Below are 216 nucleotides of genomic sequence, written 5' to 3' on the forward strand. Positions count from 1 at the left end.
CCAGCAGGAACAGTAGATATCGTAGTAGATACAACTACTTTACCAGCAGGAGCAAGTTTAACAGAAGGAACAGAGCCAACATCAGTAACGGTACCAACAAATGGTAGTGTAGATGCAGGAATAGATGGTTATACTACAGCAGGAACGGTAACTGGAACCGTATATAACGATGAAGATGGTGATGGAATACAAAACGGAACAGAAACCGGATTTACT

At 41.7% G+C, this 216-nt stretch carries 1 protein-coding gene; it reads left to right on the forward strand.

Annotation, left to right across the window (positions count from 1 at the left end; genetic code table 11):
* On the forward strand, window positions 1–216 hold a 216-nt coding region (locus tag ACVCXO_RS03705; RefSeq protein ID WP_452228248.1), incomplete at both ends, for a hypothetical protein.

It is taken from the genome of Lacinutrix sp. MEBiC02404, assembly GCF_053601575.1.